We start from the raw sequence: 22,981 nt of genomic DNA, 5'->3' as shown, positions 1-22,981 counted from the left end.
CGTCCGTTTGGGGCGATCATGCTTAACGGGATACTACCGGATCGTGCAAAAATTCAGGCAGAGAAAAGGAGAGCGAGGACAAAGTAGAAGACGAAGGTGCCCGACAGCGCCAGCCCCATCGGAAAATCCTTGTGCGTCCAGCTTTCCCAATCCGCCGTCGCGCGGCGAAAGGCGGGGATGCGCCCGAAAATCCGGTGCGTGGCGAAAGCGGCCAGCAGGCAGCCGGCGAAAAGCGCAAGGATGAAGCGCGCATCGCCCCCGATGAAAAAGGGCGCCATCGCGGCGGCGAATTTGCTGTCACCCGCACCGACGAATCCGGCCGAGGTGGCGATGAACCCCGCGACCAGCACACCGGCCCCGAGCGCCCATCCCCAAAGCCACATCGTGAACGGCAGCGCGATCGGGCCGATCACAAGATAGGCGGCGGCGGTCGCCAGCACGGCCTTGTTCGGGATCTTCATCGACCGCAGGTCGGACCACGACACCCAGATCGAAATCGGCACCACCGGCAGCAGAAACCACAGCGCCGTCCACAGCGTCGGAAGCACGGGCATATCCATCGCTCAGCCCCCCAGCGCCTGAAGGCTGCGCTCGGCGGCCTCGAAATACTGCGGATGGGTTTCGATGGCGTCCTGAAGCAGGCCCTTGCCCACGGTCAGGTCCCCCTGTTTGATCGCTGTCAAAGCCAGCGTGTACAGCAATTCGGCGCGTTCGGTCTGGGTCATGGCAATCACCGGCAAATCGTACTTTCGTTGCGCACCGCGGGCCAGAACCAGGTTGTTCTTGGCGGTGAACATGTTGGCATCAAAGGTCAGCGCCTCGGTGAACAGCCGTTCCGCACCGGCATAATCCTGACGGGTCAGCTTCGAGAAACCCCAGTTGTTCAGCACCCCCGCAGGTTTCGTCGTCAACCCCGAGGCGATTTCGTAAAAGCTGTCGGCCTTTTTCCAGTTCTTCTGGCTGTCGGCCACCATCGCCTCGAGGCGGTAGCGGTCATAGGTCTCGTAGGTGGGCGGCACGCGGTCGAGTTCGGCCTTGGCCCCGGTCCAGTCGTTCGTGCGGATCATCGCGTCGGCAAGGTTCACGCGGTCCTCGTTGGTCGCGGCCGGCGTGGCGGTGATCGCCTTCAGCACCGTCGCCGCCTCGGTCGGTTTGCCCGCGCGGATCAGCGATTTCGCAAGGCTGCGTTTCAGGTCCGGATCATCCGGCTTCTCGGCGCTGACCTTGGTGAAATAGGCCACCGCTTCGGCCGGATCGGCGACCGTCAGCATGATCTGGTTCAGGTTCTCGTCGTCCACCTCGTTGATCGAGGCGAGGGCGCGGTCAGAGGCCGCCTTCCCCGAGGGCTGGCAGGCGGCAAGAAGGGCCATGCCTGCAAGGCAAATGGCCGCAAGGGCGGTGTGGCGCATCGGTGGCGTCCTTACTGCTCATCCCGTCCTTGGCGCCTATAGCTGCGAGAGAAGGACGTAACGCCCCTGTCCGCGCCGCACGAGGTTGAAGGCGGGCTTTTCTTGGGGGGTATCATAAAGCGCGGATTCGCTTTGCGCGATAGCGAGTCGCAGATTTTCGCGGATCGAGTCGGAATCGCCACTGTCCAGCGCATAGGCTTGCTTGAAGACCACGCGCGCCTCGCCGGCCTGCCCCTTTTCCATCAGCACCACCCCAAGGTTGTTCAGCGCCGGCACAAAGGTCGGATCCGCCTCGAGCGCGCGGCGCAAAAGCTGCTCGGCCTGTCCCAGCCTGCCGAGTTTGAGGTTGGCCGACCCAAGCGCCGAAAGGATATCGCTGTTCAGCCCCTGTTCCGACGCGGCGCGGTAATAGGCCCGCAGCGCCAGCTCGTATTCCCCCGCCGCCATCAGCCGGTGGCCCACGATCAGCCCGTCCTCGCCTTCGCGGCGGCTGTCGATGCCGGGGGCAAAGCCCGCATCGCCCGAACGGTTCAGGCCGCCTGCGGAACAGGCGGCCAACAGGGTCAGCAGCACAAGGCCAAACACATAGGATCGCACGCGGCGGGCACCATCAGAACGAAGTGGCGATGCCGTATAGCGAAGGTCCGATCAGGATGACCAGAAGCGGCGGCACCGTGAACATCATTGTGCCGAGGGTAAGTTTCGTCGGCAAGGTGTTTGCCTTTTCTTCCGCCCGCATCACGCGCTTGTCACGCATTTCGGCAGAATAGACACGCAAGGCATCCGCGATCGAGGTGCCGAAACTGGCCGACTGGATCATCGTCGTGACGAACGAGGTGATGTCCGACAGGCCCACGCGGTCCGACATGTCGCGCAGCACGACGACGCGTTCCTTGCCGGCGCGGGTTTCCTGCGCCACGATGTCGAACTCTTCCGCCAGCGCCGGATAGGCCCCGCCGATCTCCTTGGCGACCCGGCTGATCGACTGGTCCAGCGATTGCCCCGCCTCGACGCAGACAAGCATCATGTCCAGCGCATCGGGGAAGCCCTCGACGATCTGCTGTTGCCGTGTCTGCAGGCGGCGGGCGACCCAATAGGCCGGCAGGTAATATCCGGCGGCGGCGGGAAGAATGGTCCACATGACCATATTCTTCATTTCGACCGGAATGATCTGGTTCATCGTATAGGTATAGATGCAGCCGATCAGCAGCGCGCCGATGCCCAGCACGAATTGCCATGCGTGGAAGATCCGGACCGAGTTCTTCGACCGGTAGCCCGCCCGCATCATCTTCTGGCGCGCCGCCGACATCTGCTCCTTGTCCTGCGGTTCAAGGAAATGCGCAAAGCGTTCAAGCTTGTCGGCCTTGATATTGCCCCCGCGCCGCAGGGCATCGGGTGTGGCGGCCTTGGTCACGCGGCGCGGGGCCGCGGCCTTGTTCGGCTTGAGCTTGTCGAACGGGTCCTCGGGGCGGCGCAGCATGAAGGGCAGCGTCGCCACGATCAGCACAAGCCCGATCCCCCCCAGCACCAGAAGCGGGCCGAGCGGACCGAATAGGTCGGTAAGGCTGTTGGAAATACTTGAAAACAGGGACATTTCGATACCGCCTCAGACCTTGATGTTGACCATCATCCGCATGAACAGGATGTTGATGGTAAGAAAGACGCCGACGAAAAGCGCACCCGGAACGAAGTATTCGGTGTTGATGACGGGGTCGTAGAAATCGGGTTTGAACACCTGGATGCAGGCCAGAACCCCCAGCGGAAAGCCCGACAGGAACAGGCCCGAGAATTTCGCTTCCGCCGTGATCGCCTTGACGCGGCGGAACAGCTTGAAGCGTGACCGGATGACCTTGGCCAGACCTTCAAGGATTTCGGCAAGGTTGCCGCCCGATTGCTGCTGGATCGTCACGGCCACCGCAAGGAAATGAAGGTCCTGGTTGTCCATCCGCTTGGCGAATTCGCGCAGGCTTTCCGAAACGTCGCGGCCATAGGCCGCCTCGTCCGCGATAAGGCCGAACTCCGAACCCAGCGGGTCGGCCACCTCTTTCGCCACGATGCCGATGGCCGACGAAAAGGGGTGACCCACGCGCAGCGACCGCACCATAAGCTCGACCGCATCGGGAAGCTGTTCTTCCAGCATCGACATGCGCTTCTTGGCCTTCTTGTTGACCCAGAAGTAGACCCCGCCCACACCGAAGCCGACCGAAAGCAGGATCCGCACGCCCAGTGCGGCGCCCGTCCCGAAGGTCAGCGCCACCAGCGCCATGACCGACACAAGACCCATGATCCCGATCAGTTGCTGCGGGGTAAAGGCGATGTTGGCCTTCTGCGCCTTCGACGCCAGCATCTGGTAAAGCGGGATGCCCCGCGCGTTCATGTGCTGCGTCATCTCCTTGCGGAGCTGTTCCAGCACCTGTTCGCGGTTCTGGTTCTTTTCCAGAAGCGCAAGGCGGCGGCTGACGCGGCTGTTCAGGCTGATCGATTTGCCGAAGACGGTCAGGTACAGGCCCTCGACCAGAACGACGACAGCGACAAAGATCAGGATGTAGATAAGCGGTGCGGCACTGATTTGCATGGGCTACTCACACGATGGGTTCATAGATCGAGGCCGGAAGGTCATAGCCCCACTGCCGGAAGCGGTCGGAATAGTGCGACCGCACCCCCGTCGCGTTGAAACGGCCGATGATCTTGCCGTTGGGTTCGACACCAAGCCGTTCGAAGCGGAAGATTTCCTGCATGGAAATCACCTCGCCTTCCATCCCCGTGATCTCGGTGATGCTGACCATCCGGCGCGAGCCGTCCTGCAAGCGGCTGGCCTGCACGATCAGGTTGACCGCGCTTGCGATCTGGCTGCGCACGGCCTTCAGCGGCATTTCGATGCCCGCCATCGCCACCATGTTTTCAAGGCGGCTGATCCCGTCGCGCGCGCTGTTGGCGTGGATCGTGGTCATCGACCCGTCATGGCCCGTGTTCATGGCCTGCAACATGTCGATGACTTCCTCGCCGCGCGTTTCGCCCACGATGATCCGGTCGGGGCGCATCCGAAGCGCGTTGCGCAGACAGTCGCGCTGGGTCACGGCGCCCTTGCCTTCGACGTTGGCGGGGCGGCTTTCCATGCGGCCCACGTGGACCTGCTGCAATTGAAGTTCGGCCGTGTCCTCGATGGTCAGCACGCGTTCGGTGTTGTCGATGAACGACGACAGCGCGTTGAGCGTGGTGGTCTTCCCCGAACCCGTCCCTCCCGAGACGATGACATTCAGGCGGCAGGACACGGCGGCTTGCAGATAGGCGGCCATCTCCTCGGTAAAGGCCCCGAAGCGGACAAGGTCCGAAATGGCAAGCTTTTCCTTCTTGAACTTCCGGATCGACACAAGGCTGCCGTCCACCGCCACGGGCGGAACCATGCAGTTGAAGCGCGACCCGTCGGCAAGGCGGGCGTCGCAATAGGGGTTCGATTCATCGACACGGCGGCCCACCGCCGAAACGATCTTGTCGATGATCCGCAACAGGTGGCGTTCGTCCTTGAACGTCACATCGGTCAGCGTCAGCTTGCCGCCGCGTTCGATGAAAATACGGTGCGGCCCGTTCACAAGGATATCGGACACGCTGTCGTCTTTCAGCAGCGGCTCCAGCGGGCCAAGCCCCATCACCTCGTCATAAAGCTCCTGGTTGAGCGTCGCGCGGTCGTCCTTGTTCAGCGCGACCGACATTTCGGTCAGCGCCTCCGAGGCGATGTCGGCGATCTCGGCCTTCAGGTTGGCTTCGGTCGCATGTTCCAGCGCCGCGAGGTTCAGGTTCTCGAGCAGCTTCTTGTGAAGCTCGACCTTGAGCTCCATCAACCGGTCCTTGCGCTTCTTTTCCTTGTCCGCGGCCACGGCCTCGGCCGAAGGCTGCGCCGCCACCGGTCGTGCCGCCAGCGCGGGCCGGGGCGCGGCGCTGGGCTGGCCCGCGGGCGGGGCTACGGGCGCTGCGGGCCGCACCCCTGCGGCGGGCAGGGGCTTGGCTTCGGTCGCGTCAGGTTTCTTGAAACGTGAGAACATCGGTTTGGCCCCCCCAGGCCTACGGATCAGCTTTTACCGGTCTCGACGGCCTTGTTCAGGTCGTAGAGCGATTTTGCGAGTTTCTGGATTTCACGCCGCACCGGGCTTTTCGGCGCGATATCGGCCAAGGGCTGGCCGTGGTCATTGGCTTGCGTGACCTGCGCCCCGCCATCCGGAATCTGCACCTCGAGCTTGATGTCAAGGCTTTCGGCCATCCGCTTCACGCGCGACTTGCCCGACAGGTCGGTGAATTTCGGCGCGCGGTTCAGCACATAGCGCAGCTTTTCATGCGGCAGCGTCTCGGCCTTCAGCGCGCGCACCAGTCGCAGCACGTTCTGCGCCGAACGCAGGTCAAGGTCGAGCGTGGCAAAATACACATGCGCGCGCGACAGGACCGTCTCGGTCCAGGCCACGATGGTCTTGGGCATGTCGATCACGACGAAATCGAAATTCGTCTGCGCCATGTCGATGATGCGCCCGATGTCCTCGGGCGCCACGATGTCAAGCGGCAGCATATCCGCCGGGGCGGTCAGAACATGCAGCTTGTCGTTATAGGTCAGCATCGCGGCCAGAAAGGCATCGCTGTCGGCGGCACCCGTGTCGGACAGCAGTTCGAACACCGCCTCCTTGCGCGGCAGGTCAAGAAAGGTCGCCACCGACCCATACTGGAAATCGAAGTCGAGCAGGCAGACGCGCGGCGCGTTGGTCTTCTCGACGATGGCCAGCTCCCAGGCAAGGTTCGCCGCAAAGGTCGAAGCCCCCGATCCCCCCGCAAGGCCGTGAACCGGCAGCACCACGCCATTGCGGTCGCCCTTGGCCTTGAACGCGGGCGCCTGCACCACGGGTTCGGTCGGCACGGCGTGCAAATGCGTGACCGTCGCCTGCGCTGCGGCAGGGGCCGCGGCAGGAACCGCCGCCGGCTTGCGGATGCGCTCGATGGCCTCGTGCAGCGCGCCGTCGGGCAGCGGATAGGGCACGAAATCATCCGCCCCAAGCCGCAACAACTGGTGCAACCCCGCAGGGCTGATCTGGTCGGCAATCAGCACGACCTTGATCTGCCGCTCCTTGGCCGCACGGATGATGTCGGTGATGCGGGTCAGATCGCCCTCGTCATCGGCATTCACCGCGATGGCAACGAATTCGAGTGCGGCAGCGTCGGGCTGGCTCAGATATTCGCGGGCTTCGTCAAAGGAAAGGTCGCCCCAGCTTTCGCCAAGCTCGATTTCCATGTCGTCGATCAGAAGATCGAAGTTCTGCACATCCCGCGAGATCGTGCAGGCCACGAGTGCTGCCGGTTCCGGCTGAAGACTGACTGCCGTGCTCATCGCCCCAAGTCCTTTTCAACTGACGGACACCGGGGCACGTGATTCGTCCGCCCCGGAATCCGGCGCGAGAGACGGCCCGCGCACCTGTTTCCTAGCGCCCGAGGCTGGGGGGGAATGGTGGCGATTCTTGGGCCAAAAAATCGTGATTGTTTGGTTTTACTTGGGTTTGACCGGCATCGGGCGCAATCCGGCGCCCATCGTTTCGCTATGCGAACCCATCCCGATGGCCGCTTTGCGGCGGCCTTTCGGGCCGGTCAGGGCGTGGGGCCGGTGGCCGTGCCGCCCGTGCTTCCGCCCGAGGCTGCGGGCGCGGCCGCTGCCCCTGCGGCACCCGCCGCAGCCCCCGCAGGCGCGGGCGTTCCCGCCGTCGGCGTGGCCGAAGCGACATAGGCGCGGAAGATCACTTCGGCATATTTGCCGTTCAGCAGGCCGGGATGGTTCTTCACGAAGCCCGACACTTCGGTCACCGTCCGGCGGTTCTGTTGCTCGGGGCCGGGCGTTGCGATGACGGGGCGGGTTTCGCCATAGGAAACAAGGGCTTCAAGGCGGCTGGGCGAAATGCCCTGACTTGCGAAGAAGTTGACCACCGCCTTGGCGCGGCGCAGGCCGAGCGACTTGTTATAGGCGTTCGACCCCACCGCATCCGTATGTCCATAGACCGAGAAACGCAGCTCGGGGAACTGCCGTATCCAGTCGGCCTGCTGCATCAGCGCCGCGCGCGCCTCGGGCGTCAAATCCGCGCTGTTGAACGGAAAGGTGATGGTCGACGGAACCTCGGCGGCAAAGCGCGTGCCCAGTGCAAAGGTCGCGTCGCGCTGCCCGGTCTGCACCAGCATGTTGTTGGCCGTCGCATTGCCGAAGCCGCCTTCGTCGACTTCATGGCCCGCCGTGCGGTCAAGGTTGGGGCTGTTGCAGGCGGCAAGGCCAAGCGCAACGATCAAGAGAAGCGGTGCCGTGGGTTTCGTCATCCGTCTCACTCCATCGTGTAACCGTAGGAACCGCTGAAATCCTGCCGTGCGACTTCGCCTGCCGCGCCCTTGCCCGTCAACTTGCCGAACAGGAACAGGTCGCGCTCGGTCGGAATCTTGATGCGGTCGGTGGGAAGCGCCAGCGCCTCGCCCCGTGTCGGGCTGACCAGATGGGGCGTGATGATGATGACAAGCTCGGTCTGGCTGCGCTGATAGGCCGTCGACCGGAACAGGGCGCCCAGCACGGGCACGTCGCCCAGCCACGGAATGCTGCTGTTGTTGTCGCGGAAATCGTCCTGCAACAGTCCGGCGATGGCAAAGCTTTCGCCGTCGCGCATCTCGACCGTGGTCGAGGTCTTGCGCGTCTTGAACGCGTTGAGCGTGATGCCCGCCGATTCCTGCGTGACCGAGTTGTCGATCGACGAAACCGTCGCCTCAAGCTGCAGGTTCATCAGATCGCCGTCAAGCACGGTCGGGATAAAGTCCAGCGACACGCCGAAGGGTTTGTATTCGACCTTCACGCCCTTGTCGTCCGCGACCGGCACGGGATATTCGCCACCGGCAAGGAACGATGCCTGCTGTCCGGAAAGGGCGGTCAGGTTCGGTTCGGCCAGCGTGCGGACCACGCCCTTGGCTTCCAGCGCCTCGAGCAGCACCTCGAACTCGAGCGAGCCGATCCCCGCCCCGATCGAGAAACCGCCCGCCGCATCCGACCGCAAGGTCTTGGTGCCGCCGATGGTGTTGCCGTTGTCCAGATAGGTGCCGGTCTGTCCGCCGATCCGCGTGCCGGCGATGGCCAGCGACGAGGACAGGTTTTTCGAAACCGACCGCTGCATTTCCGCAAAACGCACTTTCAGCATGACCTGCTGCGTTCCGCCCACGGTCATCAGATTCGACACGCGGTCGGGCGCGTAGCGGTTCGCAAGCTCCATCGCGCTGTCGAGTTTCGTGATCGACGACACGGTGCCTGACAGCACGATGCCGTCATTGGCGGTGCGCACGTCGATATTCTCGCCGGGCAGGATCTGCTTGAGCCGTTCCTTGAACTCGCCGATATCGGGGGTGACCTGCACCTCGACGTTGGTGATCAGCTTGCCCTCGGCCGACAGCAGCGTCAGCGTCGTGCGGCCCGGCGTTTTTCCCAGCACGTAAATGGACTTGTCCGACAGGGTCGAGATATCCGCAATCCCGGGGTTGGCAATCGAAAGCTCGGCAAAGGGCGTGTCGCTTTCGACCACGACCGCGCGGTTCATCGGCACAGACAGGGGCTCGGACGAGGTGCCCGACAGCACACGCAGGGTTTCCGCCGCCGCAGGCATGGGTAAAGCCCACGCAAGGGCAACGCCCAGCATGGCGGCTGTGGTAAGCAGTCCGATACGCATCTGTGACCTGCCCTTTCGATCACTGCCTGACGGGTCTTGGTCGCCCGATCTTTCACCGAATGTGCCCTAGAGGCGCATTTATTGCAAGAATCAAAACCTTGGCGGGTGTTTCTGATGTGGATATGTCGCGGTTCCACCCCGAATTCACCCCAAAAGGGAATGCGGCCGCCACAGGGGCGACCGCAAGTTGAGGGAAAACCTGTTCAGTTCGTGCAGGGGATCGGGATCTCGAGGACCTCGGCGCCCTTGCGGGTCTTGATGGTGCAGACCTGCGCGACGGGCGCTGCGGTGACCACCTTCTCCGGTTCGGCCGGGCCAAGAAGCGAGGTCGCATCCGCTTCGACCGCGCCCGACACGCTGTCATCGTCCGACCCGACAAGCGACAGGGCAAGACGGCCCGTCGCCTGCGCCTGGGCCAGTCGCGCCACCTGTTCGGGCGTCGCGGCGACGGTCACGGTCTGCGCGACGATCGCCCCGCCGGTCGCATCGCCCGAAGCCGACTGGTCCACGGCGATCACGGCCACGTTGTTTTCGATCATCCGCGTGACGTCGCCCTTTTCGGTGGTGCCCGTCCAGTAGATGTCGACCGAATTGCCCGGATAGACAAAGCCCGACACGCCCGACGACACGTCGACCCGCACCGCAAAGGCGCGCATCCCGCGCTGGAGCGCACTGCCAAGGCCCGCCGGTTCGCCCGGTTTGGTCACCTTGATGGCAAGGACGGGTTCGTTGATTTCCATCGGACGCAGCGCATAGCGCGGCTTGTCCGTTTCCGGCGGGAAAAGCGCGTCCTCCTCGCTGAAGGTGCCTTCAGGAAGGGCGCTTTTCTGCCAGTAGATCTGTTGCACGTTGTCCTTGGTGATCGGATCCCCGAACCCAAGCTGCTCGGTCACGACATAGACCGGCACGACTTCGCCCAGCTTCTCGCGGAAGCTCCGCTCGGCGGTGAGGGCGCTTTCCGTCTGGTTGATGTAGCCCTGGGCCATGTAGACGGCAAAACCCGCAAGGGCCATGCCGATCAACAGCACCAATCCGAACATCGCACGCATCTGTCTTTACCCTTTGTTCCGGTCCAACAAGACCGCAATGATACCGTTAACCCGTCAAAACCGGCCGCTGGAACGGCCGGCTCAGTTGCTGGCCGCAATCTTGTTCGAGATGGAAGTGGCAGCCCCGTTGACCGGATCCTGCAAGATACTGAACAGCGCGGCGGCCATTCCGACCACGGCTGCGGTCAAGACGACCCAGTCCGCAGTCACGGCTCCGTCTTCCCGACTGAGCCCGCGCTTGAAGCGCTTTAAGAGGCGGCGCGGAAACATCTTCGTCCTCTCGGTGCTACTGTTACGTGGACCGGCGAAAGCCGCCTGACCGGGTCATGATGTGAGATCGCGGCCATGTCGGGTCTCAACATGGCCGCGGATCCCTAGACGAATTCCAGCCGGATCAGTTCGTCGCGGCGATCGAGCTCGAAATCGCGTTGCCCTTCGAGTTGATGGCGGTCAGCACGGTCGAGCCGACAACAGCCGACAGGCCGACGACAGCGGCGGTCAGAACCACCCAGTCAACAGTCACGGCACCGGCTTCGTTGTTCGAGAAGGCTTTGAACAGGTTTTTCAGCTTCAGCATGGTCGTCATCCTTTTTACACGGTTTGCTTCGAGTTTTCACAACCGTTCGGGTCTCTTCGGTCCGGCCTCTGTTCCGTCCCGATCTCCGTTCGGTATGGCCTCATATGGCCCTCGAATCGTGGCCGCAGTTAGGAATGCTTTAGGCATATCCCGTCCGCGGAAGGATTTTAGCAATTGTTAACGCAACCCTTTGAAAGGAAACGAAACAATTCTTAACTACCCATGCTTTCGTCTGTGTCCGGCGTCCTTTCTGGTGTGAATCTGGCGAAAATGCCATCTTTCGGATGGTTTTCGGCTCAATCCCAGCACTCTGGGCGATAAGACGAGTCGGGCCGCGCAACACCGTAGTGAAGGGTCCAGCGGGATTCGCCCCGACTCAGTTTCTCACCTGGCGGCCGCGATCGAGGTCGAGATCGCGTTCGCTTTGGTCTGGAGTGATGTTTTCACCGTTGTCCCGACGACCGCAGACAGTCCGACGACAAGGGCGGTCAAGACCACCCAGTCAACTGTAACTGCCCCCGCTTCGCCGGCGCAAAACTTCCGAAGGAGGGTTCTGAGCATTTTGGGATCAGCCGGCACGGGGTGGCCCGTCGGTCGCATGATGCGAACGCAGCCACCCCGGACCGTTTGCCAATATCAGTTGGCAGCAGCGATCGAGGTCGAGATCGCGTTGGCCTTGGTGCTGATCGCGGTTTTCACCGTGGTGCCGACCACAGCCGACAGACCGACGACGGCAGCGGCGAGGACAACCCAGTCCACGGTCACGGCGCCAGCTTCGTTGGCCGAGAAGTTTTTGAAGAAGTTTTTCAGTTTCAGCATTTTGGTCGTTCCTTACTCGTTACGGTTTCACTTCGTTACATGCCGGGCGGTTGCTGTTTCGGTGGCCTCTGTTCCATCCGATCCCGTTCGGCATGTCCCTATATAGCCCCCTGAACGTGGCCTGATTTGGGGCGCGTCGGGGCATTTTTGGGCAGGTCGATTTTTTTGCTGAAAATTATCAAGCCATTGCTTTTGCTGGTTTATTTTTATCGCCACTCGAAAGAAAACACGAAAATCGGCCCGGTTTGTTAACACCTTGGGCGAAAACGCCACCTTTCACCTGCCTTCGGGTGGCCAAAGACGCGATTCTTTGCGAGAGTCGCACCCATTCGTCGGTAAACCGGCAATGCCAGCGAACAGGGGCGGGAATCGATGTTTCGGCGGGCAGCTTTGGGGGTGGTGTGTGTGACCCTGCTTGCGGCTCAGGTCCTTTCGGCCCAAGAGCCGCCCGCAAAGGCCGATTTCACCTTCAAACGCATCCGCGTGGGCGACTCGCTTCCCGGCAAGCGCATCACCGTCCAGATCGATCCGGTCGAACAGGCGCGTCTCTTGGCCCTCTTGCCCAAGGTGCCGCAGGTAAAGCCCGACCTTCCCCTGCCTGACGCGCCCGACCGGCCCTTGGGGCCCCTGCCGCAAGCGGCCGCGCGTTACAGCTGGTATTGGGATACGGTGCCTGCGGGCATCGACAAGGCCGATGGCCGCTTCGCGCTGGCCCTCGCCACGCTGGGCAAAGGCCCCAAGGGCGAGGTCGTCGCCGCCCCGCGCCTGCAAGCCATGCAGCAATTGGCCAAGGATTGGGGGGTCGAGCTTCTCAAGGCCACCGTCGGAACCGAGGTTTCGCCCGCCTTGGCGCTTGCCGTGATGGCGACCGAAAGCGGCGGCGTGGCCGATGCGCAAAGCGGGGCGGGCGCACAGGGCCTCATGCAACTCATCCCCGCCACCGCGCAACGCTTCGGCGTCGCCGATGCCTTCGATCCGGTGCAGAACATCAAGGGCGGGATCGCCTATCTCGACTGGCTGATGAAGCGTTTCGGCCGCGACCCGCTGATGGTCATCGCTGCCTATAACGCGGGCGAGGGCGCGGTCGAAGCCAATCGCGGGGTGCCGCCCTATTCCGAAACGCGCGACTACGTGCCAAAGGTTCTGGCGGCGTGGCAGGTGGCACAGGGCCTGTGCCAAAGCCCGCCCGAACTTGTCACCGACCCTTGCGTGTTCCGCGTGATTTCCGCTTCCGACTGATCAGACCGAAAAGGCATCGGCCCATTCGGGGTGCTTCTTGCGCTGCGCGTTCACAAAGGGGCAAAGCGGCATGATCTTGACCCCTTCCGCGCGGGCATCCTCGACCATGCGCGTGACAAGGGCGAGACCCGCGCCCGTGCCGCGAAAGGCGTCCGGCACAAGGGTATGGTCCGCGATGATCAGCTTGGGCGAGGTGATGGAATAGGTCAGCTCCGCCTCGGCCGCGCCAAGGCTTATGACATAGCGGCCCTTGGTGGGGCCATGTTCGCGGGTGATGGTATGTGTCATGGCGGCGCTCCGGTCTGCGCCCAGACTCGCAGGTCGCGCGCAAGGCGGCAAGGAAAAGCTTCCGCTTCCGCGGGTGCCGCCCCCCCCCGTCCCCGCCTTGGAACGGCCGCGGGGAAAGAGGGGGCGAAACATCCATGCCACGCGCGCCCGCCACGCGGAACCGTCACTCGGGCCCGCGCCGCGCTCAGTTGACCAGCGTCGCCTCGGTCGCGGCCCGCAGTTCGGCTTCGGTCACGCCATCGGCAAGTTCGACCAGTTTGAGGCCGCCCTCGACGACATCCAGAACGCCAAGGTTGGTGATGATCCGGTTCACCACGCCTTGCCCCGTCAGCGGCAGGGTGCAGCGTTTCAGCACCTTTGACTCGCCGTGCTTGCTGGTGTGGTCCATCACCACGACCACGCGGCCCACGCCCGCCACAAGGTCCATCGCCCCGCCCATGCCCTTGACCAGCTTGCCGGGGATCATCCAGTTCGCAAGGTCACCATTCTCGGCCACCTCCATCGCACCAAGAATCGCCATCGCGATCTTGCCGCCGCGGATCATGGCGAAGCTTTGGGCGCTGTCGAAGAACGCCGTCTGCGGCAGTTCGGTGATCGTCTGCTTGCCTGCGTTGATCAGGTCGGCATCCTCTTCGCCCTCATAGGGGAAGGGGCCCATGCCGAGCATCCCGTTCTCCGATTGCAGGGTCACTTCCACCCCTTCGGGGATGTAATTCGCCACAAGCGTCGGAATCCCGATGCCAAGGTTCACATACCAGCCGTCTTGCAGTTCCTGCGCGGCCCGCGCCGCCATCTGGTTGCGGTCCCACATCAGACGGCCTCCTTCTTGCGGACGGTGCGCTGTTCGATGCGCTTTTCGTGCTGCCCTTGCACGATGCGATGCACATAGATGCCGGGCAGGTGGATCGTGTCGGGGTCGAGGCTGCCCAAGGGCACGATCTCCTCGACCTCGGCCACGCAAGTACGGCCGCAGGTGGCGGCGGGCGGGTTGAAGTTGCGGGCGGTCTTGCGGAAGACGAGGTTGCCCGAAGGGTCCGCCTTCCACGCCTTGACGATGGAGAGGTCGGCATTGATGGCGCGTTCAAGGATATAGGTCTTGCCGTCGAAATCCTTGTGTTCCTTGCCCTCGGCAATCACCGTGCCGACGCCGGTGCGGGTGTAGAAACCGGGGATGCCCGCGCCGCCGGCGCGCATGCGTTCGGCAAGCGTGCCTTGGGGGTTGAATTCCAACTCCAGCTCGCCCGACAGATACTGCCGCATGAATTCGGCGTTCTCGCCCACGTAGGAGGAGATCATCTTCTTCACCTGCCGGCTTTCCAGCAGAACGCCCAACCCGAACCCGTCAACGCCCGCGTTGTTCGACGCAACCGTCAGGTCCTTCGTGCCCGCCTGCCGGATGGCGGCAATCAGCAGTTCGGGGATGCCGCACAGGCCAAAGCCGCCGCTGGCGATGGTCATGCCGTCGAACAGCAGACCCGATAGTGCTGCGCTGGCGTCCGGATAGATTTTCTTCATGTTTCCTCCCCGTGGCGGTGCCCGCCGACATATGGGACCGCCCCTTTGGCACTGTCAATCGCTGCGCTGCGGCATCAGCCGATGGCCAGCCAGTTGAGGTAGGACGTGGCATTGTGCTGGATGTAGTCGATCTGCACCTTGTCGTCCTCGTCCGACTTCAGGAACTGGCCGTTTCGATACCAGTCGAGTTGCAGCGCCAGATTGGTTTCGGCCTCGGCCCGCGCCGTGGCAAGCGTTTCCGCCGAAAGCGTGCAGTCCGCCCCGCGCGCCTTGGCCAGCATCAGCACCCGCGTCAAAGCCTCGGTCCGGCAGGCGATGGGGGTCGAGGCGCGGCGCAGGCGGTATTCGGTATGTTCGGCCATATGCGCGACCAGACGCGTCACATAGGCCTCGCCAAAGGCCGCATCGACATACCCGCGCTCGATGGCCTCGCAGGCGGCATAGGCCATCCAGTGGCTCTGGATGTCGATACCGTAGCCCCGCTCCATCAAACCCCGCGTCAGCGGGCCGACAAGATCGCGCGGCGCTTCGGCACAGATCAGCCCAAGCAACACCTCGCCCGTGTAATAGTCGCTGCGAAAGGGGGTGGGCGTGCCGTCCTCGATGCTGCGTTTGTGAATGAAATCGCCCCCCTCGGCCTGATGCAGACCATAGGTCACCAGCCCCGCGACGGTGTCGTCCAGCGGTGCGGGCAATTCGGGCGCGGGCAGGCGGCGCCGCGCCGCAAGGTCGCGCCACCCGATCAGCATCACCAGCGACAGCCCGATCCCCCCGGTTTTCACCATGCCCTTCGTCACCAGCGCATAGGACGGCCCGGCGATCCATGCCGGTCGCTGCATCTTGCCGCCCGCATAGCCGATCGCCGCGGCAAGCCGCTTCGTCTCGGCGGTCGTCAGCGTCACATCCAGCTCTGCCACCGCCCGCAGCATAAACCACAACGTGCCGCAATGGCGCAGCATGTTGTAACCTTCGCTTGCCGCCGCAGGATCATCAGCCTTGTGGGCATAGACGAAGCGGCCCTTCTTTCCGATCAGCGACAAAAGATGGGCAAGGCTTTCGCGGATGATCGTCTCGGCACGGTCGGCAGGAAAGGTCATTTGCGGGCTTTCAGAAGCGGCACGCCATCGGCGGCGACAAGGACAAGTTGGCCGTCTGCATCGATATCAAAGCCCGTGGCGGCGGCAAGGGCGGCAAAGGTCGCGGTCTCGGCCTCCATCTGCGGGGCAGGGCAGGCCATGCGGGTGGCCGTGGCAGGGCCAAGGCGCAGCCCCTCTCCGGTCAGGCTGAAGGGTCCGCCGAACCGGTTGCAGGCCTGCCCGCTGAACCTGTCCTTGGCGAAGACCAGCGTGACCTCGGCTCCGCCGCGCAGGGGTTTGGCGCCGATCTCACTGGCCCGCCATGCTCCGGCAAGCAGCGACGCAGGATCACCACCGCAGCCGTTCAGGGTCTTGCCCTCCTGCGTCACAACCCCCGTCAGCGGATAGGGCATGCCGGTCATGGCGTCGTGGCAGGGCGCGGCCGACAGGGTGACCTCAAGCCCCCCGCCACGCAAGGCGATGCCCCCGGGCAGGGTTTCGACAGGGGGCAGGGGCAGTTCCAGCGCCGCCGCATCGGCCCGCTCGAGGCGCATCCCGTCAGGTGCTATGGTCAGCGCCCAGAACGGCTCGGTGCCGCGCAATGTCAGCGGCAGCAGCGCATCGGGGATCAGCGCCGTGCAATCGGGCAATGTCTTGCCGCGCAAGGTCACGGCGATCCCGCCCGCTTGCAGCCGAAGCGCGGTTTCGGGCGTGGCCCCGTCGCTAAAGCGGGTTCCGGTCGCCGCCGCCCCGCGCGCCAGCGCGATGCTCGCTCCGCCCGCCGACAGCACGGCACTGTCGCCGGTGATGCCCAGACGAACTTCCTGCCCGCCGCAATCGAGCCGCGTGTCGGGGCCGATGGCGACATGCGCCTGCAAAGCAATCCGCCCGAGGTCGAGATCTTCGTCCCCCGCCGGAACCGCCACCTCCCCCGTGATCCAGAGCGGACGACCGTCGAGGAACAGCGCCGCGCGCAGGGTCAGCGCCTCGCCCTCGCGGGCCTCCAGGGCAAAGGGCAAAGGCACCTGCGCCCCCCGCGTCATCTGCCGCAGGCTGGCAACTGGGCCGGAAGGGCCGGAGAGTTCGACCGCCATTTCCACATCCGGCGGCAACGCGATGCGCGGGGCATAGGCAAGGCTGCCGGTGATCTCGCGCGTGACCTCGCCCGCCGCAGCCGGAAGGGCCGCAAGCAACAGGCAAAGCAGAGCCGGCAAAACGCGCATCGGAACCCCCCGTTAACCAATCCCGACCCTAGCGCCAGTTTCGGCCGCGGCAAAGCGCGCGTAGGGTCGCGGGCTTTACCGGCAGCCGAAACCTTGGTAGCGACCCCCATCACGCCTGCCCGCGTGGTGGAACGGTAGACACAGAGGACTTAAAATCCTTAGGCCGAAAGGCCGTGCGAGTTCGACTCTCGCCGCGGGCACCACCGATCGGCCGTGCAACGGATTTCCCTTGCCGTGCGGCCCGCTGCGCTTAATGTTTCTTGCATTTGCAGAATTCCTTCAGGCGCCCCGATGATTTCAATTTCCGACCGCTGCGCCGGTCATGACAACAACTTCAACCTGATCCGGCTTCTGGCGGCTGTTGGGGTGCTGGTGTCACATGCCTATCCCGTGACAGACGGCGACTACCATCGCGAGCCTGTGGCGCTGCTCCTGAACGGCATGGGGCTTGGCGGTCTCGGCGTGATGCTCTTCTTTGCGGTCTCCGGCTTCTTCATTGCGCGCAGCTTTGAATCTGCGCCCAATCCGCTCTCGTTCCTTGTCGCGCGTTTCCTTCGGATCATGCCTGCACTGGTCGTGATGTTGCTAGTCTGCGCGCTTGTCGGGTCTTTCATCTCGACGGCTGCGCCGCGCGATTACTGGGCTGCGGTCCCGCGCTACATCTACTCCAACGCATCCTTGTCGATGTTCTGGCACTCCCGCGCCCTGCCCGGAGTGTTCGAGAACAACCCGTATGAGCCTGACACGAACGCATCCCTATGGACGCTGGAATTCGAGGTCTATTTCTATCTTTGCGTTGCTGCCATCGGCTCGCTCGGAATCCTCCGCAACCCGCGGCGGTTCGCGGCCTCGGTGGCGGGTATGCTGTTGGCATACGGCGGCATGGTCTACTCCAGCGACAGCAATCGATTTGTGCAGCTTTCCTTCCCCTTCATCATCGGCATGTGCTTCTGGGTCTGGCGCGACCATGTCCGGCTGTCATGGGTCTACGCGCTTGGCCTCGTCGCCCTCACGGCCCTGCTTTTGCCGACAAAGCTATTCTTGCCGATGCTGACGATCTGTGTGGCCTATGGCGCCTTTGTCCTCGGCTATGCACGCCTGCCGCTATTGGCGCGGTTCAATCGCGGCGCTGACTGGTCCTATGGCACCTACATCTATGCATTCCCGATCCAGCAGGCCTTCGCTTCGGCGGGCGTTCTGACGGTGTGGGGGAACATCGCGCTTTCCCTGCCCGTCACACTGGCCTGTGCGGCCCTGTCCTGGTCGCTGGTGGAAAAGCCGGCCCTGCGCCTCAAGCGCGGCTTCGCGGCGGGTCCGGCAGCGGTCGCCTGACGCCTGCCTCGGGTGGTCAAGGCCACGGGTCTACGGACGCCATCGCAAGCAGTCCTCGCCATCCGCAGGGGCGCGGCGTATAAGGGGGTGTGCCCCTTCGGGCCTGCACGGCTCTCGCGCCGCGTGGTTGGGCAAATCCGCGAAACGACCAGACCTTGGGCACCTGCGTGCAGGTGCGCGCGCACCCGCGTCAGGCGGGGGGCAGGCATGGCCGCTTTGCATGCGTTTCGACGCCTGTCTTGGCGCGCAAGGCAGGGCGACACTTCCACGAATTGCCCCGAGCGGGCGAAAGGAACATGCCTTGGCCAAAGGAAAAAGTCACAGCAACCGCGAAGTGAAGAAGCCCAAACAGGTGAAAAAGGCCGATCCCGCCAAGGCGGGCGAGCTGTTTGCCAAGGGCATCCAGATCGGCGCGGGCGACAAGAAGAAATAGGTCTTCTGACCGGCAGGCCCGTGCCCTTTGCCGCCAAGGCGATGCGGGGGCGCGGCCGTGGCCCACCCTCCGCTGTGGCCCGCCTTCCGCCTTGGCCCGCCTTCCGCCTTAGCCCGCCTTGCCGCCGGTCAGAACAGGTCCTTCACCGCCTCCATCGCCACATAGGTCGAGGTCGAGGCGACATGCGGCAGCGCGCTGATGCGTTCGGCCAGCACGCGGCGGTAATCCTGAATGTCGGCGGTGCGCACCTTCAGCAGATAGTCGAAGCGGCTGGCGATCATATGGCACTGCTCCACCTCGGGCACCGCCAGCACGGCCTTGTTGAAGGCCTGCAACGCCGCCTCGCGGGTGTCGGACAGCCGCACCTCAACAAAGGCGACATGGGCCAGCCCCAGCCGGATCGGGTCAAGCAGGGCGCGGTATCCGGTAATCAGCCCCGCATCCTCCAGCCGCTTCATCCGCGCTTGCGTGGGCGATTTCGACAGGCCGATCCTGCGGGCCAGTTCGGTCGCACTGATGCGCCCGTCCATGGACAGCGTGCGGATGATCGCCTCGTCGAAGCGGTCAAGTTCGATGCGCGCGGCAGACCGATAGGGCGGCAGGCTGATCGACATGGGATACCCCGCAAGAACGGCCGATCCGGCTGCCCAAACGGCAGCATTGGGGAGAACGGCCTGTTAAACCTGCGCTATTATAGTCGAAACAAAGGAATATTACCATGCCCCGCGACGCAACTGTGACACCGTGGACCATCATCGAGGGCGGCGCCCTCGCCGACGAGGCCGCACTGGACCGAAGCCTGATCGCCGCGGCCGCCCTCGACACCGCCGCGCGGGCGCGGATCTCGGCGTCAGGGGCCGATCTGGTGCGCCGCATCCGCGACAGCGTCAAGCCCGGCCTGATGGAAGTGTTCCTTGCCGAATACGGCCTTTCGACCGAAGAGGGCATCGCCCTCATGTGTCTGGCCGAGGCGCTCTTGCGCGTGCCCGACGCCGAAACGATGGATGCCCTGATCGAGGACAAGATCGCGCCCTCCGACTGGGGGCGTCACCTCGGCCGATCGGCCTCGAGCCTCGTCAACGCCTCGACCTGGGCGCTGATGCTGACGGGCAAGGTTCTGGAAGACCGCGAACCCAGCGTCGTGGGCCACCTGCGCGCCGCCGTCAAACGCCTTGGCGAACCCGTCATCCGCCGCGCTGTCGCGCAGGCGATGAAAGAGATGGGCCGCCAGTTCGTGCTTGGCGAAACCATCGAGGCGGCGATGAAGCGCGCCAGCGAACTCGAAGCCAAGGGCTACAGCTACAGCTACGACATGCTGGGCGAGGCCGCGCGCACCGAAGCCGACGCGCGCCGCTACCACCTGTCCTATTCCAAGGCGATCACGGCCATCGCCGCCGCCGCCAAGGGCGATGACATCCGCGCCAATCCGGGCATCTCGGTCAAACTCTCCGCCCTGCATCCGCGATACGAGGTCGCAAAGCGCGCGCGGGTCATGGAAGAACTCGTCCCGCGCGTCCGCGCCCTCGCCGGATTGGCCAAGGCCGCGGGTCTTGGCTTCAACATCGACGCCGAGGAAGCCGACCGCCTCGCCCTCTCGCTCGAGGTGATCGAAGCCGTGCTGTCCGACCCCGCGCTCAAGGGCTGGGACGGTTTCGGCGTGGTCGTGCAGGCCTACGGGCGACGCGCGGGCGCGGTGATCGACTGGCTCTACGATCTGGCCAACCGTCTTGACCGCAAGATCATGGTGCGTCTGGTCAAAGGCGCCTATTGGGACGCCGAGGTGAAGCGGGCGCAAGTGCTGGGCCTGACCAGCTTTCCCGTTTTCACCCGCAAGCAGGCGACCGACGTCTCCTACATCGCCAACGCCCGCAAACTTCTGGGCATGGCCGACCGCATCTATCCGCAATTCGCCACCCACAACGCCCATACGGTCGCCGCAATCCTCGACATGGCAACCGACAAGCGGGCCTTCGAATTCCAGCGCCTGCACGGCATGGGCGAACGCCTGCACGACATCGTGCTGACCGACAACGCCACCCGCTGCCGCATCTACGCCCCCGTCGGGGCGCATCGCGATCTCTTGGCCTATCTGGTGCGGCGTCTGCTTGAAAACGGCGCGAACTCGTCCTTCGTCAACCAGATCGTGAACGCGGATGTCCCGCCCGAAACCGTCGCAACCTGCCCGCTCACCGCGATGGAGGCGATGGCGAACGTGCCTTCGGCGGCCATCAAGACGGGGCCGGGCCTCTTCGGGGCGCGGGCCAATTCCAAAGGCTGGGACCTGACCGACGCGCTCGACCTCGCCGCGATCGAGACCGCGCGCACCCCCCATGCCACCGCCCTGTTCGAGGCCGCGCCGATGCTGGCCGGACGCACCGCCGGCGGCATCCGGCACGAGGTCCGCAACCCCGCGACAGGCGCCTTGGTCGGCCATGTCGTCGATGCCGCGACCCCCGATGTCGAAACCGCCCTGCGTCTGGCCGAACCCTGGTCGGCCGCCCCCGCCGAACGCGCCGCCGTCCTGAACCGCGCCGCCGACCTGTATGAAGCCGAATACGGCCGCATCTTCGCCCTTCTCGCGCGCGAGTCAGGCAAGACCCTCGCCGATGCCGTGGGCGAATTGCGCGAGGCGGTGGATTTCCTGCGCTACTACGCATCGGGCGCTGCGGCGCTGTCCCAGCCCGCGCGCGGCCTGTTCACCTGCATCTCGCCGTGGAACTTCCCGCTTGCGATCTTCACGGGGCAGGTCGCGGCGGCGCTGGCCGCAGGCAATGCGGTTCTGGCAAAACCCGCCGAACAGACCCCGCTGATCGCGGCCTTGGCAATCGGCCTACTGCACAAGGCGGGCGTTCCCGCGACCGCCCTGCAATTCCTGCCCGGCGACGGTGCGGTGGTCGGGCGCGCCCTGACAAGCGATCCGCGCGTCAAGGGCGTGGCCTTCACCGGATCGACCGAGACGGCACTGCTGATCCGCCGCGCGATGGCCGAACATCTTGACCCGACCGCCCCGCTGATTGCCGAGACAGGCGGCCTCAACGCCATGATCGTCGACTCGACGGCCCTGCCGGAACAGGCCGTGCGCGACGTTCTGGCCTCAAGCTTCCAGTCGGCGGGGCAACGCTGCTCGGCCCTGCGCTGCCTTTACGTGCAAGAGGATGTGGCCGAAGCGGTGGAAGAGATGCTTTTCGGCGCCATGCAGGAACTGGCGCTGGGCGATCCGTGGCAGCTTGCAACCGACGTCGGCCCCGTGATCGACGCCGAAGCACAGGCCGGCATCGCAGCCTATATCGCCCGCGCGCGCGCCGAAGGGCGCGTGATGCACGAGATGCCCGCCCCCGCAGGCTGCTTCGTCGGCCCGACCGTCATTCGCGTCGGCGGCATCGCCGATCTCCCGGGCGAGATTTTCGGCCCCGTCCTGCATGTCGCCCGCTTCAGGGCGGCCGAGATCGACGCCGTGGTCGATGCGATCAACGCCACCGGCTACGGGCTGACCTTTGGCCTGCACACCCGCATCGACGACCGCGTCCAGCGCATCGTCAGCCGCGTGCGGGTCGGCAACATCTACGTCAACCGCAACCAGATCGGCGCGGTCGTGGGCAGCCAGCCCTTCGGCGGCGAGGGGCTTTCCGGCACGGGGCCGAAAGCGGGCGGGCCGGATTATCTCGCGCGGTTCGCCTCGGCCCCGGTTGACGTGACCGTTGCCGCCGGCCGCATCGCGGCCGAGGCCGAGGTAATGGCCGCCCTGCGCGCCCCCCATGCCGTGCCAAAGCCCGAAGGTCAGGATCTGCCCGGCCCCACGGGCGAATCGAACCGTCTCGGCTCCGAAGCGCGGGCGCCGCTTCTCTGCCTCGGCCCGTCCGAGGCGGCGGCGGTGCAGCAGGCCGAAGCCGTGCGCGCCCTTGGCGGGCAGGCGGTGGAAGCCCCCTCGCTCGCGCCCGGGGTTCTCGCCCGGATCGGCGGGATTTCCGGCGCGCTCTGGTGGGGTGACGCGGCAACGGGGCGCGCCTATGCGCAGGCACTGGCCGCGCGCCAAGGCCCGATCCTGCCGCTGGTGGGCAGGCCCGATGCGGGCCACGCGCGGCTCGAACGGCACGTCTGCATCGACACCACGGCATCGGGCGGCAACGCACAACTGCTCGTCGCCGTGTCCGAAGCCTAGTCCCGCAAAGCGCGCCGCAGCGGCCATACCCGCTGCGGCGCGTTTTGCGGCCCGTGCATGTGGTGAGTTTTGCGGCCAGCCGTGCGCCGCGTTCTGTGTCCTGTCCTCCGTCCCGTCCCGCCGCCCGTGCTGCGGCGCGTTCTGTTT

At 64.6% G+C, this 22,981-nt stretch carries 23 protein-coding genes and 1 tRNA gene; 5 read left to right on the top strand and 19 right to left on the bottom strand.

Annotated elements, in window-relative coordinates; translation table 11 throughout:
* Window positions 1–53 precede the first annotated feature (53 nt).
* The 13 genes from H7F16_RS02595 to H7F16_RS02535 all read right to left on the bottom strand — a co-directional run bounded on the left by H7F16_RS02595 (window position 54) and on the right by H7F16_RS02535 (window position 11,560).
* Window positions 54–554: a prepilin peptidase gene (locus tag H7F16_RS02595; protein WP_185796613.1), complete on the bottom strand. Its 501-nt coding sequence runs from the start codon at window positions 552–554 to the stop codon at window positions 54–56.
* Between the two features lie 9 nt (window positions 555–563).
* A complete protein-coding gene (locus tag H7F16_RS02590) occupies window positions 564–1,409 on the bottom strand; it encodes a tetratricopeptide repeat protein (RefSeq protein ID WP_185795982.1) in 846 nt (281 codons plus the stop codon).
* Between the two features lie 36 nt (window positions 1,410–1,445).
* The gene (locus H7F16_RS02585; RefSeq protein WP_422121097.1) at window positions 1,446–2,006 is read right to left on the bottom strand and encodes a tetratricopeptide repeat protein; all 561 of its coding nucleotides are present in this window, start codon (window positions 2,004–2,006) and stop codon (window positions 1,446–1,448) included.
* A 13-nt stretch (window positions 2,007–2,019) separates the two neighbouring features.
* Window positions 2,020–3,003, bottom strand: coding sequence for a type II secretion system F family protein (locus H7F16_RS02580; RefSeq protein ID WP_185795981.1), 984 nt, complete (start codon window positions 3,001–3,003; stop codon window positions 2,020–2,022).
* A 12-nt stretch (window positions 3,004–3,015) separates the two neighbouring features.
* The gene (locus tag H7F16_RS02575; protein WP_185795980.1) at window positions 3,016–3,984 is read right to left on the bottom strand and encodes a type II secretion system F family protein; all 969 of its coding nucleotides are present in this window, start codon (window positions 3,982–3,984) and stop codon (window positions 3,016–3,018) included.
* Window positions 3,985–3,991: 7 nt separating this feature from the next.
* On the bottom strand, window positions 3,992–5,449 hold the full coding sequence (locus tag H7F16_RS02570; RefSeq protein WP_185795979.1) for a TadA family conjugal transfer-associated ATPase: 1,458 nt from the start codon (window positions 5,447–5,449) through the stop codon (window positions 3,992–3,994).
* A gap of 26 nt (window positions 5,450–5,475) precedes the next feature.
* A complete protein-coding gene (locus H7F16_RS02565) occupies window positions 5,476–6,774 on the bottom strand; it encodes a CpaE/TadZ family protein (RefSeq protein ID WP_185795978.1) in 1,299 nt (432 codons plus the stop codon).
* A gap of 254 nt (window positions 6,775–7,028) precedes the next feature.
* Window positions 7,029–7,742, bottom strand: coding sequence for an OmpA family protein (locus H7F16_RS02560; RefSeq protein ID WP_185795977.1), 714 nt, complete (start codon window positions 7,740–7,742; stop codon window positions 7,029–7,031).
* A 5-nt stretch (window positions 7,743–7,747) separates the two neighbouring features.
* A complete protein-coding gene (locus H7F16_RS02555) occupies window positions 7,748–9,094 on the bottom strand; it encodes a type II and III secretion system protein family protein (protein ID WP_422121102.1) in 1,347 nt (448 codons plus the stop codon).
* Window positions 9,095–9,327: 233 nt separating this feature from the next.
* Complete coding sequence (cpaB, locus tag H7F16_RS02550; protein ID WP_185795975.1) at window positions 9,328–10,173, bottom strand: Flp pilus assembly protein CpaB; 846 nt, start codon at window positions 10,171–10,173, stop codon at window positions 9,328–9,330.
* 81 nt (window positions 10,174–10,254) lie between these two features.
* The gene (locus tag H7F16_RS02545) at window positions 10,255–10,443 is read right to left on the bottom strand and encodes a hypothetical protein (protein WP_185795974.1); all 189 of its coding nucleotides are present in this window, start codon (window positions 10,441–10,443) and stop codon (window positions 10,255–10,257) included.
* 124 nt (window positions 10,444–10,567) lie between these two features.
* Window positions 10,568–10,750, bottom strand: coding sequence for a hypothetical protein (locus H7F16_RS02540; RefSeq protein ID WP_422121096.1), 183 nt, complete (start codon window positions 10,748–10,750; stop codon window positions 10,568–10,570).
* Between the two features lie 636 nt (window positions 10,751–11,386).
* Entirely contained in the window at window positions 11,387–11,560 is a 174-nt protein-coding gene (locus tag H7F16_RS02535; RefSeq protein WP_422121101.1) for a Flp family type IVb pilin, read from the bottom strand.
* A 381-nt stretch (window positions 11,561–11,941) separates the two neighbouring features.
* Here H7F16_RS02535 and H7F16_RS02530 point away from each other — a divergent pair, with 381 nt between their 5' ends.
* Window positions 11,942–12,808: a lytic transglycosylase domain-containing protein gene (locus H7F16_RS02530; protein ID WP_185795973.1), complete on the top strand. Its 867-nt coding sequence runs from the start codon at window positions 11,942–11,944 to the stop codon at window positions 12,806–12,808.
* On the opposite strand, the gene H7F16_RS02525 is transcribed toward H7F16_RS02530, so the two are convergent.
* From H7F16_RS02525 to H7F16_RS02505, 5 genes are all read right to left on the bottom strand, one after another.
* Window positions 12,809–13,096: a GNAT family N-acetyltransferase gene (locus H7F16_RS02525; RefSeq protein ID WP_185795972.1), complete on the bottom strand. Its 288-nt coding sequence runs from the start codon at window positions 13,094–13,096 to the stop codon at window positions 12,809–12,811.
* A gap of 184 nt (window positions 13,097–13,280) precedes the next feature.
* Window positions 13,281–13,910, bottom strand: coding sequence for a CoA transferase subunit B (locus H7F16_RS02520; protein ID WP_277818353.1), 630 nt, complete (start codon window positions 13,908–13,910; stop codon window positions 13,281–13,283).
* On the bottom strand, window positions 13,907–14,611 hold the full coding sequence (locus H7F16_RS02515; RefSeq protein WP_185795970.1) for a CoA transferase subunit A: 705 nt from the start codon (window positions 14,609–14,611) through the stop codon (window positions 13,907–13,909). Before H7F16_RS02515 ends, H7F16_RS02520 begins: the two co-directional genes overlap by 4 nt.
* A 74-nt stretch (window positions 14,612–14,685) precedes the next feature.
* Window positions 14,686–15,708: a hypothetical protein gene (locus tag H7F16_RS02510; RefSeq protein ID WP_185795969.1), complete on the bottom strand. Its 1,023-nt coding sequence runs from the start codon at window positions 15,706–15,708 to the stop codon at window positions 14,686–14,688.
* The gene (locus H7F16_RS02505; RefSeq protein WP_185795968.1) at window positions 15,705–16,910 is read right to left on the bottom strand and encodes an META domain-containing protein; all 1,206 of its coding nucleotides are present in this window, start codon (window positions 16,908–16,910) and stop codon (window positions 15,705–15,707) included. Before H7F16_RS02505 ends, H7F16_RS02510 begins: the two co-directional genes overlap by 4 nt.
* A 117-nt stretch (window positions 16,911–17,027) precedes the next feature.
* On the opposite strand from H7F16_RS02505, the gene H7F16_RS02500 reads away from it, so the two are divergent.
* The 3 genes from H7F16_RS02500 (at window position 17,028) to H7F16_RS19800 (ending at window position 18,675) form a co-directional block, all read left to right on the top strand.
* Window positions 17,028–17,113, top strand: a tRNA-Leu gene (locus tag H7F16_RS02500).
* 88 nt (window positions 17,114–17,201) lie between these two features.
* The gene (locus tag H7F16_RS02495; protein WP_185795967.1) at window positions 17,202–18,242 is read left to right on the top strand and encodes an acyltransferase family protein; all 1,041 of its coding nucleotides are present in this window, start codon (window positions 17,202–17,204) and stop codon (window positions 18,240–18,242) included.
* A 301-nt stretch (window positions 18,243–18,543) separates the two neighbouring features.
* On the top strand, window positions 18,544–18,675 hold the full coding sequence (locus H7F16_RS19800; RefSeq protein ID WP_277818342.1) for a hypothetical protein: 132 nt from the start codon (window positions 18,544–18,546) through the stop codon (window positions 18,673–18,675).
* Window positions 18,676–18,803: 128 nt separating this feature from the next.
* Here H7F16_RS19800 and H7F16_RS02490 read toward each other — a convergent pair whose 3' ends face one another.
* A complete protein-coding gene (locus H7F16_RS02490) occupies window positions 18,804–19,289 on the bottom strand; it encodes an Lrp/AsnC family transcriptional regulator (protein WP_185795966.1) in 486 nt (161 codons plus the stop codon).
* Between the two features lie 104 nt (window positions 19,290–19,393).
* Here H7F16_RS02490 and putA point away from each other — a divergent pair, with 104 nt between their 5' ends.
* Complete coding sequence (gene putA, locus H7F16_RS02485) at window positions 19,394–22,834, top strand: bifunctional proline dehydrogenase/L-glutamate gamma-semialdehyde dehydrogenase PutA (protein ID WP_185795965.1); 3,441 nt, start codon at window positions 19,394–19,396, stop codon at window positions 22,832–22,834.
* Window positions 22,835–22,981: the final 147 nt, after the last annotated feature.

It is taken from the genome of Paragemmobacter straminiformis (assembly GCF_014243445.1).
In the GTDB taxonomy this organism is placed as follows: Bacteria; Pseudomonadota; Alphaproteobacteria; order Rhodobacterales; family Rhodobacteraceae; genus Paragemmobacter; species Paragemmobacter straminiformis.
The sequence above is the reverse complement of the archived record's forward strand: the minus strand, read 5'-3'. Positions and strand labels throughout refer to the sequence as shown.